This is a genomic window from Streptomyces sp. DSM 40868 (assembly GCF_011820545.1).
Lineage (GTDB): Bacteria > Actinomycetota > Actinomycetes > Streptomycetales > Streptomycetaceae > Streptomyces > Streptomyces eurythermus.
The window spans coordinates 6,560,213-6,579,311 of record NZ_CP050504.1 but is presented as its reverse complement, the minus strand read 5'-3'; the positions used below and the strand labels follow the sequence as shown (position 1 = coordinate 6,579,311).

General features: G+C 71.3%; 17 protein-coding genes and 1 pseudogene. 8 read left to right on the top strand and 10 right to left on the bottom strand.

The features are described 5' to 3' along the window. Nucleotides 1–197: 197 nt before the first annotated feature. Nucleotides 198–1,178, top strand: coding sequence for a serine hydrolase (locus HB370_RS29975; RefSeq protein ID WP_051815353.1), 981 nt, complete (start codon nt 198–200; stop codon nt 1,176–1,178). A 143-nt stretch (nt 1,179–1,321) separates the two neighbouring features. Here HB370_RS29975 and HB370_RS29970 read toward each other — a convergent pair whose 3' ends face one another. Both HB370_RS29970 and HB370_RS29965 read right to left on the bottom strand, forming a co-directional pair. After that, nucleotides 1,322–2,245 carry an LLM class F420-dependent oxidoreductase gene (locus tag HB370_RS29970; protein WP_030777492.1) on the bottom strand — a complete coding sequence of 308 codons (924 nt, stop codon included), beginning with the start codon at nt 2,243–2,245 and terminating at the stop codon, nt 1,322–1,324. A 144-nt stretch (nt 2,246–2,389) separates the two neighbouring features. Further along, nucleotides 2,390–3,376, bottom strand: a complete 987-nt coding sequence (locus HB370_RS29965) for a hypothetical protein (RefSeq protein ID WP_157855539.1) — start codon at nt 3,374–3,376, stop codon at nt 2,390–2,392. Between the two features lie 650 nt (nt 3,377–4,026). Here HB370_RS29965 and HB370_RS29960 point away from each other — a divergent pair. After that, on the top strand, nt 4,027–4,452 hold the full coding sequence (locus HB370_RS29960) for a VOC family protein (RefSeq protein WP_030777489.1): 426 nt from the start codon (nt 4,027–4,029) through the stop codon (nt 4,450–4,452). Nucleotides 4,453–4,481: 29 nt separating this feature from the next. Here the strand turns inward: HB370_RS29960 and HB370_RS29955 are convergent, their stop codons facing one another. The 5 genes from HB370_RS29955 to HB370_RS29935 form a co-directional block, all read right to left on the bottom strand. Further along, nucleotides 4,482–4,967 carry a DUF6099 family protein gene (locus tag HB370_RS29955; protein ID WP_030777487.1) on the bottom strand — a complete coding sequence of 162 codons (486 nt, stop codon included), beginning with the start codon at nt 4,965–4,967 and terminating at the stop codon, nt 4,482–4,484. A 168-nt stretch (nt 4,968–5,135) separates the two neighbouring features. Continuing rightward, nucleotides 5,136–5,540, bottom strand: a complete 405-nt coding sequence (locus tag HB370_RS29950; protein WP_078637373.1) for a nucleotide pyrophosphohydrolase — start codon at nt 5,538–5,540, stop codon at nt 5,136–5,138. After that, complete coding sequence (locus HB370_RS29945; protein ID WP_030777483.1) at nt 5,492–6,673, bottom strand: ATP-binding protein; 1,182 nt, start codon at nt 6,671–6,673, stop codon at nt 5,492–5,494. The genes HB370_RS29950 and HB370_RS29945 overlap by 49 nt, the downstream gene beginning before the upstream one ends. Nucleotides 6,674–6,912: 239 nt before the next feature. Continuing rightward, nucleotides 6,913–7,119, bottom strand: coding sequence for a cytochrome P450 (locus tag HB370_RS29940; RefSeq protein ID WP_030777481.1), 207 nt, complete (start codon nt 7,117–7,119; stop codon nt 6,913–6,915). A 517-nt stretch (nt 7,120–7,636) separates the two neighbouring features. Next, nucleotides 7,637–8,026 (bottom strand): cell division protein SepF, encoded by a 390-nt coding sequence (locus tag HB370_RS29935; protein ID WP_030606675.1) that lies wholly within the window; start codon nt 8,024–8,026, stop codon nt 7,637–7,639. A 204-nt stretch (nt 8,027–8,230) separates the two neighbouring features. Between HB370_RS29935 and HB370_RS29930 the strand changes: the two genes are divergently transcribed. From HB370_RS29930 to lpdA, 4 genes are all read left to right on the top strand, one after another. Continuing rightward, complete coding sequence (locus HB370_RS29930) at nt 8,231–10,045, top strand: methylmalonyl-CoA mutase family protein (RefSeq protein ID WP_030777478.1); 1,815 nt, start codon at nt 8,231–8,233, stop codon at nt 10,043–10,045. Beyond that, entirely contained in the window at nt 10,045–12,219 is a 2,175-nt protein-coding gene (gene scpA / locus HB370_RS29925; RefSeq protein ID WP_030777475.1) for a methylmalonyl-CoA mutase, read from the top strand. Before HB370_RS29930 ends, scpA begins: the two co-directional genes overlap by 1 nt. A 5-nt stretch (nt 12,220–12,224) precedes the next feature. After that, on the top strand, nt 12,225–13,229 hold the full coding sequence (meaB, locus tag HB370_RS29920; RefSeq protein ID WP_030777474.1) for a methylmalonyl Co-A mutase-associated GTPase MeaB: 1,005 nt from the start codon (nt 12,225–12,227) through the stop codon (nt 13,227–13,229). A 91-nt stretch (nt 13,230–13,320) separates the two neighbouring features. After that, on the top strand, nt 13,321–14,721 hold the full coding sequence (lpdA, locus tag HB370_RS29915; protein WP_030777472.1) for a dihydrolipoyl dehydrogenase: 1,401 nt from the start codon (nt 13,321–13,323) through the stop codon (nt 14,719–14,721). Between the two features lie 189 nt (nt 14,722–14,910). Here the strand turns inward: lpdA and HB370_RS29910 are convergent, their stop codons facing one another. Then, nucleotides 14,911–15,333, bottom strand: coding sequence for a hypothetical protein (locus tag HB370_RS29910; RefSeq protein WP_030777469.1), 423 nt, complete (start codon nt 15,331–15,333; stop codon nt 14,911–14,913). 92 nt (nt 15,334–15,425) lie between these two features. After that, nucleotides 15,426–15,953, bottom strand: coding sequence for a DUF3291 domain-containing protein (locus HB370_RS29905; protein ID WP_030777467.1), 528 nt, complete (start codon nt 15,951–15,953; stop codon nt 15,426–15,428). 211 nt (nt 15,954–16,164) lie between these two features. On the opposite strand from HB370_RS29905, the gene HB370_RS29900 reads away from it, so the two are divergent. Next, nucleotides 16,165–16,485, top strand: coding sequence for a CPCC family cysteine-rich protein (locus HB370_RS29900; RefSeq protein ID WP_030777464.1), 321 nt, complete (start codon nt 16,165–16,167; stop codon nt 16,483–16,485). An 81-nt stretch (nt 16,486–16,566) separates the two neighbouring features. Next, nucleotides 16,567–16,980 (top strand): annotated as a pseudogene (locus tag HB370_RS29895) (zinc-binding dehydrogenase); the annotation flags it as partial. 5 nt (nt 16,981–16,985) lie between these two features. On the opposite strand, the gene HB370_RS29890 reads toward HB370_RS29895, so the two are convergent. Continuing rightward, entirely contained in the window at nt 16,986–18,815 is a 1,830-nt protein-coding gene (locus tag HB370_RS29890) for a rhamnogalacturonan lyase (protein ID WP_280117796.1), read from the bottom strand. Nucleotides 18,816–19,099 lie beyond the last annotated feature (284 nt).

Sequence of the window (19,099 nt, the reverse complement as noted above, 5' to 3'; positions counted from 1 at the left end):
CCTGCTGGGCTCAGGGCCACCGGCCCTGCCACCACCCGTGAGGGTGCCCTGCCGCATCGGGGAGGTGGACTCGACGTTCCGGCGCTCGGCGTTCACAGGGCCGGCGTGTGACGTCCGTTACGGCCCCCCGGTCCCGGACCTGATGGAGTGAGCCCTCGTCAACTGACCACTGACACAAGCGAAAGAGGGGGAAACCCATGACCATCGACCAGGCAGTCCGGGACCGCGGACCGGGGCGGGCGGCCCGGGCCCGCAGGAGCGCCGCCGTCGCGGTGACGGCCGGTGCGGTGCTGGGTGCGGGAGTCCTCGCGTCCGCGCCCGCCCAGGCCGCCCAGGCAGCGCCGACGGCATCCGCGGCCCGCACCGCCGCCGCGGCGGCCCCGCAGGTGTCGGCGCAGGGCGCCTACGCCATGAACCCGGCCACCGGCAAGCAGCTGTTCGGCAAGGCGCCGGACGCCCGGCTGCGGACCGGTTCCACCACGAAGATCATGACGGCGCTCGTGGTGCTGTCGCAGCGGAACGTGGACCTCGGGAAGAAGGTGAAGATCAAGAGGGAGTACACCGACTATGTCATCGACCCGGCGACCCACACCCAGCGCTACTCCAGCGCGAGCCTGCTCCTCGGTGACTCGATGTCGGTGGGCGACCTGCTGTACGGCCTGATGCTGCCGTCGGGCTGCGACGCGGCCTACGCGCTGGCGGACACCTACGGTACGGGCTCCACGACGGCCCAGCGGACCAAGTCGTTCATCGCCAAGATGAACAGCAAGGCACGCGAACTGGGCCTGAGCAACACCCACTTCGACTCCTTCGACGGGGTGTCCAACGGCAAGAACTACTCCTCGCCGCGCGATCTGGCCAAGCTGGCCGGGGCCGCGCTGAAGAACAAGACGTTCAAGAAGGTCGTCGGCACCAAGGTCTACGACGGCATGAAGTCGTACCGGCCCGGTGGTGGAACGCACGCCATGAAGCCCTGGAAGAACTCCAACACGCTCCTCAGCTCCTACCGGGGCGCGTTCGGCGTGAAGACCGGCTCCGGGCCGGAGGCGAAGTTCTGCCTGGTGTTCGCGGCCACGCGCGGTTCCAAGACGGTCGTGGGCACGGTCCTCGCGGCGAGCTCGGCGGACGAGCGGTTCAAGGACGCGACGAAGATCCTGGACTACGGCTTCACGCGCTAGCGCCGGTCCCGAAGCACGATCTCCCTGCCGGCATCCGTGCGGGGCCGGCCGGCGGCCGGCCCCGCGTCCCGGGAGCCGGGTCCCGTACCAGTGGATGCTGTGGCCGGGGCCCGGCGTCGGCGGCAAGGGCCGCTCGCCCGTGGTTACGACAGCTGGGACTGGACCTGGGACGAGATCAGCTCCAGGTGGTCCAGGTCGCCGAGGTCCAGTACCTGGAGGTAGATCCGGCGGGAGCCGATCTCGGCGTACCGGCCGATCTTGTCGACGACCTCGGCCGGGGAGCCCGCCAGGCCGTTGGCCTTCAGTTCGTCCACCTCACGGCCGATCGCGGCGGCGCGCCGGGCCACCTCCTGGTCGTCCTTGCCGACACAGACCACGAGCGCGTTGGAGTACACCAGGTCGTCCGCGTCCCGGCCGGCCGCCGCCGCGGCGGCCCGCACCCGGCCGAACTGCCGCTCGCTGTCCTCCACCGAGGCGAACGGGATGTTGAACTCGTCGGCGTACCGCGCGGCCAGTCGCGGCGTACGGGTCGCGCCGTGGCCGCCGATCAGCACGGGGACCTTCTTCTGCGCGGGCTTGGGCAGCGCCGGCGACCCGGTGAGGTCGTAGTACGACCCGTGGAAATCGAACGTCTTGCCGACCTCGGTCGCCCACAGCCCGGTGACGATCGCCAGCTGCTCCTCCAGCCGGGCGAACTTCTCCTTCGGGAACGGGATGCCGTACGCCTTGTGCTCCTCCTCGAACCAGCCCGCGCCGAGGCCGAGTTCGACCCGGCCGCCGGACATCTGGTCGACCTGGGCGACCTGGATGGCGAGCACGCCGGGCAGCCGGAAGGTGCCGGCCGTCATCAGCGTGCCGAGGCGGATGCGCTTGGTCTCGCGGGCCAGGCCGGCCAGCGTGATCCAGGCGTCCGTGGGGCCGGGCAGGCCGTCCACGTTGCCCATGCGCAGATAGTGGTCCGAGCGGAAGAAGGCGTCGAACCCGAGGTCCTCGGTGGCCTTGGCCACGGTGAGCAGGGTGTCATAGGTGGCCCCTTGCTGGGGCTCGGTGAAGATTCGCAGGTCCATACACCTATCCTGCACGGCGCCGCCCGCGTCGGCCGCCCGGGTACCGCCTGGCGCGGCGGGGCCCGGTCGGGTGAAATGCGCCCGCCGGGCCGCGGCGCGCGAAGCCCCCGCTGATCCAGCGGGGGCTTCGAAGACACACCCGGGCTACTGAGCGGGCTGCCCGGCAGGCGGGGTCTGCTTGTTCGGTTCGGTCTGTGTGTTGGGTGGAGCCTGCTTGTTGGGCTCGGTCTGTGTGTTGGGCGGAGCTTGCTTGTTGGGCTCGGTCTGTGTGTTGGGCGGAGCTTGCTTGTTGGGCTCGGTCTGCGTGTTCGGCGGAGCCTGCTTGTTCGGCTCCGTCTGGCCACCCGGCTGCGTCTGCCCACCAGGCTCGGTCTGCTTACCGGGCTCGGTCTGCTTACCGGGCTCGGTCTGCTTGCCCGGCTCCGTCTGGCCACCCGGCTCCGTCTGCTTACCAGGCTCGGTCTGCTTGCCCGGCTCCGTCTGCCCACCAGGCTGCGTCTGCCCACCGGGCTCCGTCTGCTTGCCCGGCTCCGTCTGCTTGCCCGGTTCGGTTTGCTGCCCCGGCTGCGTCTGCCCGCCCGGCGGATTCTGCTTGTTCTGTGTTCCGGCCTCCTGGTCGACCGGCGCGTTGATGGTCGAATTGATGATTTGGTTGACGTTGTTGGTGATCTGCTGCTGGATCTGCGTCAAGACCGTCGTCGGCACGCCCAGGCTCCTCGCCTTCGCCTGTGCGGCCGCCACACCCTGCGCCTTCGCCTGCTGCGGAGAGGCGCCCCGCTTGATGGCCGCCTGAGCCGCGCTCGTCGCCGCCGACACGACAGCGGACGTCTGCGCTCCGCCGGCCGAGCTTCCCGTGCCCGTACCCGTGCAGGTCACGGTACCCACCCGGAAGGTCCCTGTTCCCTTGACCGCCATCGGTCCGATACGGCCGTCGGAGGAAGAGCGCGCCGTCTCCCCACCGGGTGTGACGGTGAATTTCTGGTCGGGAGCGAATCCACTGCCGGTCAGGGTGCCTCCCGCGACCCGGCACGTCGGATTCGGGGCGGCGGAGGCCGGTCCCACCGCACCGGCGACCGCTCCGCTGACCAGCGCGGCCACCGCGGCGGCGCTCAGTACTGATTTCCCTCGCATGAAGCTCTCCTCTGCTGGCGTTTCAATTCAGCGACAGAGACTTTTCGATGGACACCAGCACGCTAACTCCGCCGCTCCGGTGACGCATCTAGAGTTGCAGGCACCGGCGAGGGGTCCGTATTATTCGACTTTCCTTTGAGGTGACAGAATGAACACGGCGACGCTACGCATCATTTCAGTTACCGCAGCAATCCTTTTCTGTGTGGCCGGGAGTATGTCGTCCACTCCGGAGAGTAAGGCCGATCCGGAGAGCAGAGCCGCTCCCCCGTCACCGCTCAAGTGCTACAAAACAATTCGCGACCCGTATTCGATCGTGTGCTATCGAATGTCCTACAGGCCACTTGTCCAAGACGGCCGGATCACCTTCGTCCCTTTCCTCGTCCAAGTGCCGACACCCGCTGATCCGCCGCCGGTGACAACCGTCGGCGAACTCCCGTCGACCTGAAAAAAGAGGGGTTCGGCGGTCGAGGTGACCTGTTAGAGTCGCTCACGTGACTGCCGGGTCGGCCATGGGCCATACACGAGTGAGGCGCCCGGCCTCGGCGTGAGCGCGAGGCGGGCGAGAGGCCCGCCGTCTTCTCCGTGTCCCACTTCCCGCCGCCTCTTTGCGGCGTTCCCAGCGGAACCAGCACTCGGAGACACATCCCGTCATGCCGCATGACCAGCAGCACACCCATCAGCCCGCCTCGCCGGCCACCGTTCAGCTGAACCACACCGCCGTCCACGCCTCGGACCGCCACCTGTCGGCCGAGTTCATCGCGGGGGTCCTGGGCCTCGAGGTCGGCGCGCCCTTCGGGCCGTTCCTGCCTGTGGACCTGGGCAACGGCGTCACGCTCGACTACTACGAGAAGCGCGACGAGCCGATCCAGTCGCAGCACTACGCGTTCCTCGTGCCCGACGAGGAGTTCGACACCATGATCGCCCGGCTGGAGACGGTCGGTGTCACTTACTACGCCGATCCCCGCCGCACCGAGCCCGGCCGGATCAACCGTCTCTTCGGCGGTCGCGGCGCCTACTTCGACGACCCGGACGGCCACAACATGGAGATCATGACCCGCCCGTACATACGGCCGTAGCCGGCGTCACGGCTCGCGCGGGGCGGCGGTCACACGCCGGACGGGCTGTCCTGGGCGTCCTCCGGCACCATCGCCGCCCGTGCCGCCAGCTTGCGCAGCATCTCCAGCACACGGTCACGGGACTCGTCGGCCGCGTCGATCGCCTCCATGCACTGCCAGTACGTCGTCTCGTCCGCGGCGGCGCTGGCCATGCCCACCAGGGATATGCCGACCTCGCCGAGCAGGCCGCCGAGGCAGAGCAGGGTCTCGCGGGCGTCGTCCAGCTCGGTGAGCTGGGCGGCGCGCAGATCGCCGGGGTCGAGTTCGGGCGGGTCCAGGACGCCGCAGCCCCGGCCCGCCAGCTCGGTCAGCCCCAGCGCCTCGCCGCGCAGTTCCGGCGGGCCGGAGACCGCGAGGCGGCTCCCGATCGCCTGGGCCAGGGCCTGCGCCTGCCACACCTCCGCCATCATCTCCCCGGCCTCGGCACCGGCCGCCAGGGCCCGCCTGCTCGCGAGGATGAGCCGTACCGCATCCATACGATGCCCCCGTCCGTCCGCCGCACCCCGTCGGCACGGCCTCCTGAACTCTCTTGTCCACTACCCAGAGTGAGGGTCGTCGAGGCGAAAAGCCAGAGGAAGACGGAAATTAGTGGACAACAATTCGGATCCGTCACGCGACTTGACTGCGGATAGTAATAACGGAACTTACGAGTCCGGCTGTTGGTGCCCGCCTCCGGCGCCCGGGACCGGGAAGCGGTGTTCGTTGCGGTCGATCTTGGCGGCCAGCGCGGCCAGCGGATCGATGCCGAGGACCTCGCAGAACTGGAGCAGGTAGGCGAGCACATCGGCGACCTCTTCGGTGACCCGGTGCGCCGTGCCGGGGTCGTCCATCACCCGGGCGGACTCCTCCGGGGTGAGCCACTGGAAGATCTCGACCAGTTCGGACGCCTCCACCGAGAGGGCGGTGACGAGGTTCTTGGGCGTGTGGTACGGCTGCCAGTTCCGCGCGGCGGCGAACTCGGCCAGTCTGCGCTGGAGGGCGGCCAGGTCGGGGTGTTCGGTCACGCGTTCAGGTGTACCACTGTGACGTCCGGGGTCCCGGCGGCCCATGAGGCGTCGTGCACCGCGGCCACGCACCGGATGTGTCCGCGCCGGCCCATCCGGGCTGCCGTCAGCAGCAGTTCCCGGCGCTGGACGGGGTCCAGGCTCCGGTCGAAGCCGTCGGCGAGGACGGTGAGGGTGCGCAGCGCGTCGGGCACCTCGCCCGGCACGTCCATGTCGAGCACGCCCGGCCCGGTCAGCAGCACCAGGGTCAGCGCCAGATAGCGCAGTTCGCCGTCGCCGAGCCGGGCGAGTGAGGTGCGGACGCCGTCGCCGCGGTCGAGCAGCGCCCGTACCGTGCCGCCGGCCAGCGGCTCGGCCACCAGGTCGGCCACCGGGCCGGCGCATCCCACGCGCAGCGCCTCGACCAGGAGCCCGTGCCGGCGGGAGCACTCGGCGCGGGTGCGCCACAGGACGTCGGCGAGGTTGTCGCAGCCGGGCAGCAGCCGGCCGGAGCCGGTGGGGACGGGCAGGCGCATGGACTCGGGGCGCGGATCGCAGGGGAAGACGGAGCGCAGGGCGACGACCATCTGCTCGGCGGCGGCGAGCACATGGCACTGCCCGTCGGTCTTGCCGGCCACGCGCAGCGGCAGCAGGGCGGTGCCCAGGCGGTCGTCGGGGAGCGGGGCGCGGGTCACCGGGGCGGCGCCCGCGGTGTGCCAGGCGGCCTGGACGGTACGGCGCCCGGGGTCGCGCAGCGCGGTCTGCAGCAGGACGACCCCGCGCGCGGTCAGCCGCTCCCCCACGATCCGCAGGTCCGGCTCGGCCTGTACGGCGATGTCGAGCCGGACCGGGCCCTCGGCGCCCTCGGCGGTGCACCCGATGCGGAACCCCCGGCGCCCCTCGGCGTCGGGCCGGGCCCGCTCGGGTACGCAGGCGGCCGGGTCCGGGAACGCCTCCGCGAGCGGGGCGCCGCCGCCGAGCCGGGCCAGTGCCTCGAAGGCGGTGAGCGCGGTGGTCTTGCCGGCCCCGCTGGGCCCCGCGAGCAGGGTGACCGGCCCGAGCGGGAACGCGGCACCCCGGTGCCCGGCGAAGGCGGAGAGCCGCAGCTCGGTGATCCGGGACCGGATGTCGGGCTGGACGCCGGAGAACGGGGGCACGTCGGCCGCCGGCGACTCAGCGAACACGAAGGGCACGGCCATACGCGGACCGTAGAACCCCGTTCCCCCGCCGAACCGTTTTCCCGCCGTGCCAAGCCCCCGATCGAAGGACTCCCACGAACCTCAGCTTGACGCTCACAACGCGTTCCGGTCCGCCGGGAGGGCGGGCCCCATCTCGCTGAATGCGCGCCTGCGCTCCGACGTGATCAGGGGCACGCCGCGGTCTCCGGCCCGCCCGGCCACGTGGGTCGGTGCGGTGCCGGCTGTTCCGCCCGGACGTCTCAGCCAGGCGCGCGGAGGTGCGCGAGCATGGGCAGCGGGCCGGTGCCGAGGGTCTTCTCCGGGCGGGGACGGACCTCGGCTCCGGGAACGGGGCGCAACCGCCGGCGGGCGCACAGTGTGCCGAGCGCGAGCAGCGCCTCGACGGTGCCGAAGTGTTCCCCGATGCGCTTGCGGTTGCCGTCGCCGAAGGGCGATGAACGCCCCACGGACCTCGGCCGGACGCTCGTCGGCGGGGGCGGTGGCGCGTCCGTTGGTGACGATGACCGCGAGGGCGGCGCCCCGGTGCCGCGGTCCGGGCCGGGTCCGCGCCCTTGTCCCGCCAGGTCTCGTGCCGGGCCACCGCCAGAGCGGCACTGTGATACCCGGCAGCACGGCCAGCTGCTCCGCCGGGCCCGGGCCCTGGCCGGCCGCGGTCATCGCGGTCTCGTCCAGGACGATGCGCGGGGCGTCGCTCACCGGGCGGCCGCCTGGACCCAGGCGGCGGTCCGGCTCGCTGTCGGGTTCCCGCTCCTCACCGGGGGGGTCGGCGCGTAGCCGTTCCACTCCTTCAGCGCGGCTCCGGCCCGATCGGCCCACGCAACACGCGGTGGCGCCTGGGCCGATGCCCGAGACGGGGCGGTCTCGCCGAGAGGCCGCACCAGGGCAGCAGGCACTCGGCGAACCCCCGGCGCACGAGTACGCCCTCCACCAGCGGACCAAGACCCCCGGCAGCCGGCCCCGCCGTCACGTGCCCGCCAGTCCCGCCCCCTCCATCAGGCCGCTGACCTCCGTGCCGGGCGGGGTGAGGAGGAAGACGTTGCGGTCGACGCGGTGCATCCCGCTGCCCAGGCCGAAGACGACGCCGGTGCTGAAGTCGAGGACGCGCTTCGCCACGTCCCCCTCCGCGCCGGACAGGTCGAGCAGCACCGGTACCCCCGCCATCAGGGTCTCGGCCACTTCCCGGGCGTCCGCGAAGACGTTGACGCGCAGGACCACGAACCGGCGCCGGGTCTCGGTCTCGGCGTCGGGCAGCGAGCGGTGGTTCACCGCCGACGGCCAGGAGTCCCGGCCCCGCAGCGGCACGACCTGGGCGAGCCCTTCCCACTGTTCATCGGTGACGTCGTAACGGCTCACCGGCTCCCCCTGACCTGACTCGCGACCAATTGCACCAGCCAATTCTTACGCCAAGTCACCCGTTCGGCCCAACACCGACACGAAGGGCCCCTCGGCGGCCACCCCCCGCGCCCCCGGGGATGGCACGGATCACAAGCGCAAGAAGAGAAACCTCACAGGCTGTGCCGCGCCCCCGTTCGAGCGCCCTGCCCTAGCATCCGAGCCATGACGGTCCTGCCTGACGACGGGCTCTCACTGGCCGCCGAGTTCCCTGACGCGACACACGAGCAGTGGCAACGCCTGGTGGAGGGCGTACTGCGCAGGTCAGGCAGGGAATTGTCCGGCGAGGCAGCGGAGGACGCCCTGTCCACGACGCTGGAAGACGGGCTGCGCACCCGGCCCCTGTACACCGCGCGCGACGGCGCGCCCGACCCCGGCCTGCCGGGTTTCGCCCCGTTCGTGCGGGGCAGCCGCCCGGAGGGCACCGGCCCGGGCGGCTGGGACGTGCGCCAGCGGCACACGGCGCTCGGCGACGGCCCGGCGGACGCGGTGCTCGCCGACCTGGAGAACGGCGGCACCTCGCTCTGGCTGGTGCTGGGCGAGGGCGGTATCCCGGTCCCGGAGCTGGCCCGCGCGCTGGACGGGGTGTATCTGGACCTGGCCCCCGTCGTGCTGGACGCCGGCCGTGACACCGTGCGGGCCGCCGAGGCCCTGCTCAGGCTGTACGCGGACAAGGGCGTGGACGCCGGGGCGGTGCGCGGCAACCTGGGCGGCGACCCGCTCGGGTACGAGGCCCGTACCGGCACCGCGCTGGCCTTCGCGCCGTACGCGGAACTGGCCGTGCGCTGCGCCGAGGGGTACCCGGGGCTGCGCGCGCTGACCGTGGACGCGCTGCCGTACCACGAGGCGGGCGGCTCGGCCGCGCAGGAGCTGGGCGCCTCGCTGGCCACCGGCGTGGCCTATCTGCGGGAGCTGACCGAGGCCGGGCTCGGCGTCGAACAGGCCCTAGGACAGCTGGAGTTCCGTTACTCGGCGACCGCCGACCAGTTCCTGACCATCGCCAAGCTGCGCGCGGCGCGCCGGCTGTGGGCGCGGGTCGCCGAGGTGTGCGGGGCGCCGGCGGCGGGCGCGCAGACGCAGCACGTGGTGACGTCGCCGGTGATGATGACCCGCCGCGACCCGTGGGTGAACATGCTGCGCACCACGGTCGCGGCGCTGGCCGCCGGGGTGGGCGGCGCGGACGCGGTGACGGTACTGCCGTTCGACCACGCGCTGGGGCTGCCCGACGCGTTCGCCCGGCGGATCGCCCGCAACACCTCCTCCATCCTGATCGAGGAGTCCCATCTGGCCCGGGTCGTGGACCCGGCGGGCGGCTCCTGGTACGTGGAGCGGCTGACCGACGATCTGGCCGAGGCCGCCTGGTCCTTCTTCCGGTCCGTCGAGCGCGACGGCGGCCAGGCGGCCGTGCTGCGCTCCGGCCGGCTGCGCACCGATCTCGCCACGACCTGGGCGGAGCGCTCCAAGCGGCTCGCCAGGCGGCGTGAACCCATCACCGGGGTCAGCGAGTTCCCGCTGCTTTCCGAGAAGCCGGTGGAGCGGCCGCCCGCGCCCGAGCCGCCCTCGGGCGGTCTGCCCCGGGTGCGCCGGGACGAGGCGTACGAGGAGCTGCGCGCCCGCTCCGACGCCCATCTGGCACGGACCGGTGCCCGGCCCCGGATCTACCTGGCCACGATCGGCTCCCCGGCGGAGTACACCGCGCGCGCGTCCTTCGCCGCCAACCTCTTCCAGGCCGGCGGCATCGAGCCGGTCACCGAGGGGGAGTTCGCCGACAGCGGCGCCACCGAGGCCGTGGTGTGCTCCAGCGACGCGCTCTACGCCGAACAGGCCGGGCAGGTGGCCGAGTCGCTGCGCGCGGCCGGGGCCCGGCATGTGTTCCTGGCGGGCCGGGGCGAGTACCCCGGCATCGACTCGTACGTCTTCGCGGGCTGCGACGCCGTGGATGTGCTGTCCGCGACCCTCGACCGCATGGGAGTGTCCTGATGGGAATCCCCGACTTCTCCGGCATCGAGCTGGGCACCCCGGTCACGGGCGGCACCGAGGACGAGTGGCGCGCGGCGCTGCGGCGGTCCGCCGGGGACGCGGAGCCGGTGTGGGAGACCCCGGAGGGCATCGGGGTCAAGCCGCTGTACACCGGACGTGACCTGGAGGGCCTGGACTTCCTGGGCACCTTCCCGGGCATCGCGCCGTATCTGCGCGGCCCGTACCCGACGATGTACGTCAACCAGCCCTGGACGATCCGGCAGTACGCGGGCTTCTCCACCGCCGAGGAGTCCAACGCGTTCTACCGGCGCAATCTGGCCGCCGGTCAGAAGGGCCTGTCGGTCGCCTTCGACCTGCCCACGCACCGGGGGTACGACAGCGACCACCCGCGGGTGACGGGTGACGTCGGCATGGCGGGCGTGGCCATCGACTCGATCTACGACATGCGGCAGTTGTTCGACGGGATTCCGCTGGACCGGATGACCGTGTCGATGACGATGAACGGCGCGGTGCTGCCGGTGCTGGCGCTGTACATCGTGGCGGCGGAGGAGCAGGGCGTACCGCCCGAGAAGCTGGCCGGGACCATTCAGAACGACATTCTGAAGGAGTTCATGGTCCGCAACACCTACATCTATCCGCCGAAGCCGTCGATGCGGATCATCTCCGACATCTTCGCGTACACCTCGCGGAAGATGCCCCGCTACAACTCCATCTCCATCTCCGGCTACCACATCCAGGAGGCGGGCGCGACGGCCGACCTGGAGCTGGCGTACACCCTCGCGGACGGTGTGGAGTACATCCGGGCGGGCCGTGAGGCGGGCCTGGACGTGGACGCGTTCGCGCCCCGGCTGTCGTTCTTCTGGGCGATCGGCATGAACTTCTTCATGGAGGTCGCCAAGCTGCGGGCGGCCCGGCTGCTGTGGGCGAAGCTGGTCCGGCAGTTCGACCCGCAGAACCCCAAGTCCCTGTCGCTGCGCACGCATTCGCAGACCTCGGGCTGGTCGCTGACCGCGCAGGACGTGTTCAACAACGTCACCCGCACCTGTGTGGAGGCGATGGCGGCCACCCAGGGCCACACCCAGTCGCTGCACACCAACGCGCTCGACGAGGCGCTGGCGCTGCCCACCGACTTCTCGGCGCGCATCGCCCGCAACACCCAGTTGCTCATCCAGCAGGAGTCGGGCACCACCCGGGTCATCGACCCGTGGGGCGGCAGCGCGTACGTGGAGCGGCTGACGTACGACCTGGCGCGCAAGGCGTGGGCGCACATCCAGGAGGTCGAGCGGGCGGGCGGCATGGCGCAGGCCATCGACGCCGGCATTCCCAAGCTGCGCGTGGAGGAGGCGGCGGCCCGCACCCAGGCCCGGATCGACTCCGGGCGCCAGCCGGTGATCGGCGTGAACAAGTACCGGGTGGACAGCGACGAGCAGATCGAGGTGCTCAAGGTCGACAACTCCTCCGTGCGCGCCCAGCAGATCGAGAAGCTGCGGCGGCTGCGCGCGGAGCGGGACGAGACCGCCTGCCGGGACGCGCTGGACGCGCTGACCCGGGCGGCCGACGGCACCGACAACCTGCTGGAGCTGGCGGTGCGCGCGGCCCGCGCCAAGGCGACGGTCGGCGAGATCTCCGACGCCCTGGAGAAGGTGTACGGGCGGCACGCCGGGCAGATCCGTACGATCTCCGGTGTGTACCGCAACGAGGCAGGACAGTCGGCGTCGGTGGACCGTACCCGGGCCCTGGTGGAGGCGTTCGAGGAGGCCGAGGGGCGCCGGCCGCGCATCCTGGTCGCGAAGATGGGCCAGGACGGCCACGACCGCGGCCAGAAGGTGATCGCGACGGCCTTCGCCGACCTCGGTTTCGACGTGGACGTCGGCCCGCTGTTCCAGACGCCGGAGGAGGTCGCCCGGCAGGCGGTCGAGGCGGATGTGCACGTGGTCGGGGTGTCCTCGCTGGCCGCCGGGCACCTCACGCTGGTGCCGGCGCTGCGCGAGAAGCTCGCCGAGGAGGGCCGCGAGGACATCATGATCGTGGTCGGTGGGGTGATCCCGCCGCAGGACGTGCCGACCCTGCGGGAGATGGGTGCGGCGGAGGTGTTCCTGCCCGGGACGGTGATCCCGGACGCGGCCCACGACCTGGTCGAGCGGCTGGCGGCCGACCTCGGTCACGAGCTGTAGCGGCGATGGCAGCGATCGATCTCGACACGTATGTGAAGGGTGTGCTCGACGGCAAGCGGGCCCTGGTCGCCCGCGCCATCACGCTCGTCGAGTCCACCCGGCCACAACACCGGGCGCTGGCACAGCAGTTGCTCACCGAGCTGCTGCCGCACAGCGGCCGGGCGCGACGGATCGGCATCAGCGGGGTGCCCGGTGTCGGCAAGTCGACGTTCATCGACGCGTTCGGCACGATGCTGACCTCGCTGGGCCACCGGGTGGCGGTGCTCGCCGTCGACCCGTCCTCGACCCGCACCGGCGGCTCCATCCTGGGCGACAAGACCCGGATGGAGCGCCTGGCCGTCGACCCGGCGGCCTTCGTGCGGCCCTCCCCCAGCGCGGGCACGCTGGGCGGGGTCGCCAAGGCCACCCGGGAGTCGATGGTGGTGATGGAGGCGGCCGGCTACGACGTGATCCTGGTGGAGACCGTCGGGGTGGGCCAGTCGGAGACGGCGGTCGCCGACATGGTCGACTCCTTCCTGCTGCTCACGCTGGCCCGCACCGGCGATCAGCTGCAGGGCATCAAGAAGGGCGTCTTGGAGCTGGCCGACGTGATCGCCGTGAACAAGGCGGACGGCCCGCACGAGCGCGACGCGCGGGCCGCGGCCCGCGAACTCGCGGGCGCGCTGCGGCTGATGCACGGCAAGGACGCCTTCTGGACGCCGCCCGTACTGCATTGCAGCGCACGGGAGTCGACCGGTCTGGACACGGTGTGGGAGCGGCTGGAGCAGCACCGCCGGCTGCTGGAGAGCACCGGGCGGCTGGCGGCCAGGCGCCGGGACCAGCAGGTCGGCTGGGTGTGGACGATGGTCCGGGACGAGCTGCTGGGCCGGCTGCACGCCGATCCGGCGGTCCGCGCGGCCGCCCCGGACCTGGAACGGCGCGTGCGGGAGGGCGAGTTGACGGCGACGCTGGCGGCGGAGCGGATCCTGGCCGCCTTCGAGGGCCGTACGGATCCCGTGGTCGGGAACTGACCGGGAGCGGTCCCGGGGGCGTGCCTCCGGGATCACCCGGCACCTGAAAGGGTTGCGCGGGAAGCCGCGGCCGGACGAGGATCGACTTCTTGTGAGCCAACATTTCGATGTCGTTGTTCTAGGAGCGGGCCCGGGCGGCTACACCGCGGCGGTCCGCAGCGCGCAACTCGGCCTGTCCACCGCCGTGGTGGAGGAGCGCTACTGGGGAGGTGTCTGCCTCAACGTCGGCTGCATCCCCTCCAAGGCACTCCTGCGCAACGCCGAGATGGTGCAGTTCGTCACGAACGAGGCCAAGGCGTACGGGATCTCCGTGGGCGACCAGGTGTCCGCGGACTACCGGGTCGCCCACGAGCGCAGCCGCAAGGTCGCCGACGGCCGGGTCAAGGGCGTCCACTATCTGATGAAGAAGAACGCCATCACCCAGTTCGAGGGGCGGGGCGTCTTCACCGACGACCACAGCCTGACGGTGACCTACCCGGACGGGCGCACGGAGGCCGTGACGTTCGGCCACTGCATCATCGCCGCGGGCGCCACGCCCCGGCTGCTGCCCGGCACCTCCCTGTCGGACCGTGTGGTCACCTACGAGAGCCAGATCCTCAGCGAGACGCTGCCGGACAGCATCGTCATCGCGGGCGCCGGTGCCATCGGGGTGGAATTCGCCTATGTGCTGCGCAGCTACGGCGTGGACGTCACCATCGTGGAGTTCCTCGACCGCATGGTCCCGCTGGAGGACGAGGAGATCTCCAAGGAGCTGGCGAAGCACTACCGCAAGCTCGGCATCGAGGTGCTGACCGGCACGGCCGTGGAGAGCATCGACGACTCGGGGCCGCGGGTCCGGGTGACCGTCGACAAGAACGGCGAGCGCCGCACCCTGGAGACCGACAAGGTGCTCCAGGCCATCGGCTTCGCACCGAACGTGCGGGGGTACGGCCTGGAGAACACCGGGGTACGCCTCACCGAGCGCGGTGCCATCGACGTCGACGGCCGGTGCCGGACCAGCGTGCCGCACATCTTCGCCATCGGTGACGTCACCGCCAAGCTGATGCTGGCGCACGCCGCCGAGTCCATGGGCGTGGTGGCCGCGGAGACCATCGCGGACGCGGAGACCATGGAGCTGGACTACACCATGATTCCGCGGGCGACCTACTGCCAGCCCCAGGTGGCCAGCTTCGGCTGGACGGAGGCGCAGGCCCGTGAGCGGGGCTTCGACGTCCAGGTGGCCAAGTTCCCCTTCACCGCCAACGGCAAGGCGCACGGCCTGGGCCACCCCGTCGGCTTCGTCAAGATCATCAGCGATGGCACGCACGGTGAGCTGCTCGGCGCCCACCTCATCGGCCCCGAGGTCACCGAACTGCTCCCGGAGCTGACCCTGGCCCAGCAGTGGGACCTGACGGTCCACGAGATCGCCCGCAACGTGCATGCGCACCCGACGCTCGGCGAAGCGGTCAAGGAGGCCGTCCACGGCCTGGCCGGCCACATGATCAACATGTGATCCGCCGAGTCTGCCGCACCCTGTCCGACCTTCGATAAGACGGGTCGGACAGGGAGGCTGCGACATCAGTGGGACTTCCCCGCAGACCCGGCCAGGTCATCGCCGGCAAGCCCTGCGGCTCCTGCGGCTTCCGCGGCCGTCACGGCGGGCGGCCACCGGCGTTTCCGTCCGCCGTGCGCGCCTCTGGTTTCACCAGTCGTCGCCGATGTCGAAATTCGCGTCGATCGGCATTCCGTCGTCGGCGAACACCACCACCAGATAGCTTCCGATCGCAACGAGGCGGTCGTAGAGTTTCTCCGCCAGCTGCCAGGTTTCGACGGACTCGGACCGAGAACGGGCGGTCAGCATCGCCGGAACCTTCTCGAACACCCAGCCCGGCTCTCCGTCGTCGACATACAAGGAAACGCTGATCGAGTCATTCTCGAACCAATACCGGTGACTCCCGGCATCCCCTGGTTCACCGGGACTGTCCTCGAAGGACACCTCCAGGATTCGTGCGACATCAGCCCACAGCCGGTCACCGAACCGCTTGGCGTCCCAATCGCCCTCCGCCAGACCGACGTTGAAGTCGAAATCCTTCTTGACGCCACCGTGCGCCTCGAATGTGCCCATGCGATCACCCACCTTGGTTCGCAACGCGCAGGTCCACGACCGCCATGTCGACCTGCTGTTCCCGGTCTGCTTGCTGCTGATGTTCGCAACGACTACGACGTCACGGCCGGAGTTCCGTCCGGGGTGAACGAGTGGCGGAAAGTGAAGGCGTGGGGCGCGGAGCCGTGCTCGTGGAGGTGTTCCAGGCGGGCGACGCCGTCCTGCCAGGTGGGTATCACGCCGTCGGAGACCCACCAGAACACGTAGTTGGGGTGCGCCGACCTCTCGAACCAGTCGTGGCGCCTGTTCAGCGCCTCGCGGTGCAGGCCGGTGTAGACGGCGTCGAAGGCGGGGCGCAGGCCGGTCCACAGGGAGAGGGTCGTGGCCAGGGCGGTGGTCTCGGCCGTACGGCCCTTGTCGTACCAGGCCGGTACGGCGAACTCCCCCCACGCACCCCAGTCCGCCTCGAAGAACTCACCCCGGGCTCCGTCCGCCGCTTCGGCGTGCGCGAGGTATCCGGGCCGCCGGCCGATCTCCGGGTAGACGGCCGCACCGATGGCGTAGAACTCCTGCGTGGCGGGCGCGGGATCGGCGAGCGGTGACTTCAGGGCGCCGAATGTGTACAGAGCAAGGTGGGGCATGCGTCTCTCCCTGGCTGGGGGTGCCTGATGCGGACCCGGTCCGGCGGACGGCTCGGCCCGGGGAAACCCCCTGCGCGACCGTGGAAACCGCCGAAGACCAGCCGAAGGTAGCCGCCTGTGCGGACCCTGTCGAAGTTGCGTTTTCCCCGCACAAGTGGCCTCTCGCGCAGGCCCTTGCGGAACGGTCGCCGGGAACGGAACGATGTCGGCCATGAGCCCCGTGGATCCGCCCTCCGGTCCCTCCGGCGACGCCGCGAGAGGCCTTGTCGCCTGTCCCTGCTGCTTCCAGCGGACCCTGGAGGAGCGGGCCGACTTCGAGATCTGTCCGGAGTGCGGCTGGGAGGACGACGGGCAGGACGACTCGGACGCGCACATCGTCCGGGGTGGTCCCAACGGGTGGCTGAGCCTGGCGCAGGCGCGGCTGGACTACCTGAAGGAAGTGGCCGGGGCGGACGAGGAGTCCGTGACGCGCGGCGGTGAGGGGCTGTGGTGGTCCGAAGCTCAGCGCCGGCTCGCGGAGTTGCCTGATTAGAGGTCCGTGCGGCCGCCGGCTCCCCGGCTGAATGACGGCTTACGACTGGTCCCCCACGCCGGCTCGTTCCGCAGGATCGACCGCGCGGACGCCGTCCGGCCCGGGCGCACCGCCGTGGTGGTCGGTGACGGCGCCGTCGGCCTGTGCGGGGTCATCGCCACCGGGGAGCTGGGCGCGGAGCGGATCACCGCCATGAGCCGCCACGAGCCCCGGCAGCGGCTCGCCCGGGAGTTCGGCGCCACCGACATCGTCACCGAGGGGGGCGAGGAGGGTGTCGCCCGCGTCAAGGAGATGACCGGCGGGATCGGCGCCGACTCGGTGCTGGAGTGCGTCGGCACCGCCGAGGCCACGCGGCAGGCCCTGCGCTCGGCCCGCCCCGGCGGCGACGTCGGCTTCGTCGGCGTACCGCACGAGGTGGCCGTCGACGGCCGGGAGCTGCTCTTCTCCCACGTCGGCCTGCGCGGCGGCCCGGCCCCCGTGCGCCGCTGCCTGCCCGCCGTTCAGGGCGTGTAGACGCTGGGGCGCGGTGCGGTGGGCATGTTGGCGCCGAGGAAGAAGCTGGGGTGCGGCGGCTGGTTGTACGCGGTGTTCTGCCAGGACAGGGCCGTGCGGTACTGGGTGTCGTGGAGGAGCGTGGTGATCCTGGTGCCGGTCTGGTGCGGCGTCGAGTAGATCCGCAGGGCGCGGTTGTCGGCGGTCCGCCAGACGACCTCCTCGCGCCAGTCGCCGAGGATGTCCCCGGACAGCGCGGGCGTGGACTTGGTGCCGTTGTTGGAGGAGACCCCGGAGCCGGTCAGCAGCCGGGTGTCGCCCGAGGTGCCGTACTTGTCGATGTGGGTGCCGTCGAGGAGTTCGCGGACGGTGTCGCCGTCCCACCAGGACAGGAAGTTGACGCTGGAGGGTTCGCGGCCGAGGGAGGCGCCGGTCGCCGAACGCAGGGTGGTGTCGGAGGCCGACCACGCCTCGGCGCCCGGGCTGCCGGCGTAGACGTCACCGGCGACACCCCGGCCGTTGTCGGAGCCGGAGGCCGTCTGCCACAGGATCTGCCCGGTGCGGGCGTCGGCCATCCAGGAGCCCGGCTTGCCCGACTCCTCGTCGACCTTGAAGTACTCCAGGCCCGGCCGGGCGGGGTCCAGGTCGCCGAGGTGGGCCGCGTCGCCGTGGCCCATCCGGGTGGTCCACAGGCCGGCGCCGTTGTCGTCCACGGTCATCGCGCCGTAGACGATCTCGTCCTTGCCGTCGGCGTCCACGTCGGCGACGGACAGGGCGTGGTTGCCCTGACCGTCGTATCCCCTGCCGGAGTTGGTGGAGGAGTTGGTGTCGAAGGTCCAGCGGCGGGTGAACCGGCCGTCGCGCCAGTCCCAGGCGGCGATGACGGTACGGGTGTAGTAGCCGCGCGCCATGATCAGGGAGGGGCGGGCGCCGTCCAGGTAGGCGGTGCCGGCGAGGAAGCGGTCGACGCGGTTGCCGTAGGAGTCGCCCCAGGAGGAGACCGTGCCGCGGGCGGGGACGTAGTCGACGGTCTGCATCGCCTTGCCGGTCTGCCCGTTGAACATGGTCAGGTACTCGGGGCCGGACAGGATGTAGCCGCTGGAGTTGCGGTGGTCCGCGGAGGCGTCGCCGATGACCGCGCCGGTGCCGTCCCGGGTGCCGTCGGCGGTCTTCATCGCCACCTCGGCCTTGCCGTCGCCGTCGTAGTCGTACACCTGGAACTGGGTGTAGTGGGCGCCGGAGCGGATGTTGCGGCCCAGGTCGACACGCCACAGGCGGGTGCCGTCGAGCCGTATGCCGTCGACGTAGGTGTTGCCGGTGTAGCCGGACTGGGAGTTGTCCTTGGCGTTGGTCGGCTGCCACTTCAGGACCAGGTCGAGCCGGCCGTCCCCGTCGAGGTCGCCGGTGCTCGCGTCGTTGGCCTCGTAGGTGTACGCCACCCCGTCCGGGGTGGTGCCGCCGGCCGGCGGGGAGATCGGTACGTCGAGATAGCCGGGCCGGAACTGGAGGGCGTGCTCGGAGGCGGGCTGCTCGGTGCCGCCCACCACCGCGCGGACGGTGTAGTCGGCCGAGTCGGGGGCGCCGGAGTCGAAGTAGTTCGTGGAGGCGGTCACGGGCGAGGAGTTGAGCTTGGTACTGCCGCGGTAGACGTTGAACGCCACGTCGTTCGGGTCGGTGGCGAGCCAGCGCCAGGACACCAGGTTGCCGCCGCTGGTGTGGACGCTGGTCAGACCCCGGTCCAGGCGTTCCACCTGCCGCGCGGTCGCCGCGTGCGCGGTCCCCGGCAGTCCGGCGAGCGCGGTGGCGGCCAGCGCGGCGGCGGACAGGCCGACGGTCAGCCGGTGTCTCGTGCGCCGGGTCCGCCGGGGGGTGCGGGCAGGCGGGTGTGCGTCGGTCACGATGACCTCCGTGGGGTGAGGGGGCGCGGCCGTCAGTTGCGCTCGCGCGGATATGGGAACGCTCCCACGCGGTGTGAGGTTAGGGACGCGGTGATGACCGGTCAAGGATTCTGACGGAGGTCGTGTTCGGCGGTGTTCGGTTGCGTTTCTTTCACCGTGTCAGACGCGGCCGGGACGGCGTGGTCCTGCCGGCCCGTATCCGGTTTTCCATACGCCGGCGATAT